Source organism: Okeania sp. SIO2B9 (genome assembly GCF_010672505.1).
Classification (GTDB): Bacteria; Cyanobacteriota; Cyanobacteriia; order Cyanobacteriales; family Microcoleaceae; genus Okeania; species Okeania hirsuta.
Genome location: NZ_JAAHGK010000581.1, coordinates 1 through 4,577 on the forward strand (window position 1 = coordinate 1; position 4,577 = coordinate 4,577).

Annotated in this window: 4 protein-coding genes; 2 read left to right on the plus strand and 2 right to left on the minus strand. The window is 50.5% G+C overall.

The window, feature by feature from the left end:
* Positions 1-702: 702 nt before the first annotated feature.
* On the minus strand, positions 703-1,848 hold the full coding sequence (locus F6K13_RS19485) for an anhydro-N-acetylmuramic acid kinase (protein WP_124154116.1): 1,146 nt from the start codon (positions 1,846-1,848) through the stop codon (positions 703-705).
* A complete protein-coding gene (locus tag F6K13_RS19490) occupies positions 1,845-2,576 on the minus strand; it encodes a Stp1/IreP family PP2C-type Ser/Thr phosphatase (protein ID WP_124154115.1) in 732 nt (243 codons plus the stop codon). The genes F6K13_RS19485 and F6K13_RS19490 overlap by 4 nt, the downstream gene beginning before the upstream one ends.
* Positions 2,577-2,776: 200 nt before the next feature.
* Here F6K13_RS19490 and F6K13_RS19495 point away from each other — a divergent pair, with 200 nt between their 5' ends.
* Together F6K13_RS19495 and F6K13_RS19500 are read left to right on the plus strand one after the other, a co-directional pair.
* A complete protein-coding gene (locus F6K13_RS19495) occupies positions 2,777-3,487 on the plus strand; it encodes a sensor histidine kinase KdpD (protein WP_287288083.1) in 711 nt (236 codons plus the stop codon).
* 417 nt (positions 3,488-3,904) lie between these two features.
* On the plus strand, positions 3,905-4,577 hold a 673-nt coding region (locus tag F6K13_RS19500), incomplete at its 3' end, for a trypsin-like peptidase domain-containing protein (protein ID WP_287288081.1).

The following is a 4,577-nucleotide window of genomic DNA, read 5'->3' on the forward strand; positions in this document are numbered from 1 at the left end:
ATAATTGATAATTACCTCTGGTTAAAACCGTTACGGAATTGAATATAAGGAAATATCCTAGCACTTTTTTTCCCTTAAAAGGGGAGGCTTTAAACCAGAATTATTTAATTATTAATTATTAATTATTAATTATTCGGTAAGAACGTAGTAGGGAGGTTGTATGCAACGTCCGTACAGAGTAGGGGGAAATAATTGATGAATAACAGTGGGATAATTGATTTTATTTTTTATTCAGGACTTATGCAAATTGACTTTTAAACCACCATCTGTAGGGGCAAATGGTATTGGCTATCGCTAAAGGGGAAAGTTTTTTTATCACTAATTATCCAGACATAATATTACTGCGTAATCTAAAATCCGGTTATATAGTCAGGACTTACGGAAAGGCACTATTTATAGAGTAAAGTAACTGTTGGACAATAGTTTTGAGCGCTATATATAGCGTATCTGCGTAAGTCCTAATAGTATACGTGGATAATTCTATAATTACTTCAATATCCAATCTGGGTGCATCTCAATGTATGAATAAAACCAAAAATTTATCCCTTTTAGGCAACAGGGAATAGGGAATAGGGAATATATAGGAAAAAAGTATTTTTGCTTGCGATGAGATGCACCCTCTAATCTCCCCTACTCCCTGACCTAATCCGTATATCCGTGCCATAATCCGTGTGAGCCACTCCCTGACTCCCTGACTCCTAATTAAATAATTGGTTGATGAATTTCTCCTAACATTACTTTGGCTTTAGCTCCGGTAACTTCTGGCAAATTACTGGGAATTTCTAAAGAACGCCAATAAGCTAAAACTGCAAAGGCGATCGCTTCTTTAAAATCTACATCTACACCTACTTCAGCAGTGGTAATTACTGGAATTGGTACTAATAAATTCTGTATCCGTTCTTTTAAATATAAATTATGACTACCACCACCACATAATAATATTTGATCTGGTAAATTTGGCAAAAAATTTCGATAGCTATGATTAATAGAAGCTGCTGTTAATTCTGTGAGAGTTGCTAGTATATCAGCAGCACTTAAATTATAATTTTCTCCATCAGCAAGACAGTTAAATAAATAGTCTTTGCCAAATAATTCTCTACCTGTAGATTTTGGTGGTTTTTGTTGGAAAAAGTCTTGTTTTAACCATTTTTCTACTAAGTCTTGACATGGTATTCCACTGGCTGCCCATTCTCCATTTTTATCGTAGGTTTTCCTACCTTGAGAAAGGTGTTGTACTGCTAAATCTAATAGTGTATTACTCGGACCTGTATCCCAACCTAAAATACTATTTTTGAGGTATGGTGATTTTTGACTTTTAATATAAGCGACATTTCCTATTCCACCTAAATTTTGAATGCAGCGATTATATTCAGGGTGGCTCAGTAAATGAATATCTACACAAGGAACTAAGGGTGCACCTTGACCTCCTGCAGCAATATCAGCAGCTCGAAAATTACTAATAGTGGGAATACCTGTGATGTTAGCAATTACTTCACCACGTCCTAACTGAAGGCTATAACCTAATTGTTGAGATGGTGGACGGTGATAAACAGTTTGACCGTGAGAGCCAATAATTTCTGCTTTTTGATCGCTTTTTTGATTAATTGTAAATGCTGCTTGGGCAAATTCTTGGGCAATAGCATCATCAAGTTCTGCCAATTCAGCTATTGACAGAGATGCACCGCCACAAACACTAAGAATTTGGGAGCGTAATTTTTCTGAGTAGGGATAAGTAGTTGCTGCTAGCAGTTCAACTTTTAAATTTGTTTGACCACCAGCAACATCAACTAAAGCTGCATCTATACCATCGACAGAAGTGCCACTAATCAAACCAATAATTTTGGTCATTTTTCATTACCAACAATGACAATTACTACTGTGATATTATCGCGACCTCCTCGATCTTTAGCTGCATCTACAAGTTCTTGAGCAATAGGTTCACAATCATCACTAGAACTTAACATGGGGGCAATTACCGTGTCAGATAAATCTTCTGTTAATCCATCACTACAGAGTAATAGGCGATCGCCTGTTTGAATATCAATAGATAAGGTGTCTACTTTACCCATATCTTTCCTACCTAAACATTGAGATAGTACATGACGCCAAGGATGTACTCTAGCTTGTTCGGGAGTTAAAGCATTCTGTCTCACTGCTTGAGCTACCCAAGTTTGGTCTTCTGTAATTTGTTCTAAGTTTTGGTCTCGAAGTCGATAGAAGCGAGAGTCACCTACATTTGCACACCAATGTTCTTGTTCTCGGAAGATAACAACTACTGCGGTGGTGCCCATATCTGAACGTTCTGGGTTTTCTAGTTGGTCGTATAAAATGGCTTCATTGGCTTTGAGAAAAGCATCTTCTAACAATTTTGATGATTCTATAACATCCTGCCAATGGCTAACAAGATAATTTTTAATTACTTCCGCAGCAATTCTACTAGCTTCTTGGCCACCTGCATGTCCTCCCATACCATCAGCAACAATAAAAAATCGTCCTTCAGGGTCTATGTAATAAGAATCTTGATTAACTGAGCGAATACAACCTTTATCAGTAGTGCCTGCGAAATTCAATTTCATAGAGTTTAGTTGAAGGCTTTTTGTCCCATTTTGATGTTTATTATCCACCTAATATATTTAATATCCCAATTTTTATATACTTTACTTTTATTTTAGCACTACAATGTTGCTAATTAATACAGTATATATCTTGCCATAAAATTATTTTATTGATAAGTTTTATCTAATCGTGTTAATGCAAACATCTTATTTCCCATGAACTGCGGAACCCGCTCGCCGCGGCCCGCACCAACCTGGAGCTCGCCCTCTCCAACCCCGACGCGACCGTCGAGGAGCTTCGGCACTCGGCCGATGTTGCCCACCGTTCGACCGAGCGCATGGGGGCCATGGTCGACAACCTTCTCCAGCAGGCCCGGGTCGGCGTGCCCGAGGTGACCCGTAGCGAGGTGGACCTGGCGGCAATCGCGGCCGACGTGGCCGAGGAGTTCCGGGCCGCGGCCCGAACCCGCAACCTCGTCGTGGCGCTGGAGGCCCCCAACCCGGTGCTGCTCAAGGCCGACGGTCCGGCCCTGCGCCGGGCGGTGGCCAACCTGGTGTCCAATGCGGTCCGCCTGGCCCCCGAGGGGTCGACGGTGCAGGTCCGCTCCTCGGTCGAGGACGGGCAGGCGATCGTTGCTGTCACCGATGAGGGCCCCGGCCTGACCGAGCCGGAACAGTCTCGGGTGTTCGAACGGTTCTGGCGGGGCGACGACAGCGGTACCGGCACCGGGCTCGGCCTTTCCATCGTGCGTCAGATCGCCGAACGCCACGGCGGGACCGCCCTCGTGGCCTCCCGGCCCGACACCGGTTCAACGTTCACCATTAAGCTGCCGATGATGGCACGACAGGCATCCTCGGCGGAGCCCATCGCCCCGCCGGCCAAGGATCCCGATCGTCCGCCGGTTCCGCCGACTACGATCGTCGGGCGCTAACGGTGGCTCGGCGGCGTTCACGATTCGGCGAAGCGGGCTCGATCGGTGCAAGAAGGCGAATGGAGGCCCGAGTTGTCGGGTGACGGTCCGGACATGAACGACGGTGAAGGGCAGGCGGACGATCAAACGTGGCCACCGCCATCGTCGTCCGACGCCGGGCCCGTGAGCTCCGGGTCCGACGGGGCGCCCGCCCCGATGTTGCTCCCGCCGACCGCACCGTCGCCACCGGCAGCCCCGCCCGGACCTCCCGCGGCGGGACCTCCGCCCGCACCTTCTGCCGCGGCACCCCCTGCGGCACCGCCCGCGCCCCCGGCCGCACCGCCCACACCGCCGCCCGCATCCGCCGCGTCGCCCGATGCGGCACCGCCCCCGTGGCCGGCCGCTCCTGTGCCGGTCTCCGGGCCCCCGACGACGCCGATGCCGTCGCCGGCCAACGCCGTCGTCCCGCAGTCCTCCCCGCCGCCGCTGACCGGTGGATGGAGCCCGCTCGGCCCGACCCCCGGCGGGCCCCCGGTTCGGTCCGGCAACGGCGACAGCTACCTGCCCCCGGTGGCGCCGCCGTCGGCATCGCCCGCAGGGCAGACCGAAACGCCCCCGGCCGCTCCGTCGGGTGGACGCTGGGGCTGGCGGGCCGCCTTCTCGTTCCTGGCCGGCGGCTTGATCGCGGCCGCCGGGTTCGGGGCCGCCCAGTTGGGTCGGGCCGACGATTCGACCGCCGATGTGGTCGAGACTGCGCTCACGACCTCCACCACCGAAGCTCCGGCGCCAACAACCTCGATCGTGGTGGACCTGGAAGATATCGAGGAACCGGCCGCGCTGGTGGCGGTCACCCTCGGCCCGGCCGTGGTCCAGATTGAAACCGACGTCGGTCTCGGTTCGGGCGTCATCTACGGCGATGGGCTGATCCTCACGAACAACCACGTGGTGGAGGGCTCCAGCCAGCTCCGGGTCCGGTTGTCCACCGGCGAAACGATCGACGGGGAGATCCTCGGCACCCACGAACCGACCGACGTGGCCGTGGTGTCGGTCGGCCCGGGCCGTAACCTTCCGATCGCCCCGCTGGCCACCGGCGAGAAGATCCAGGTCGGCA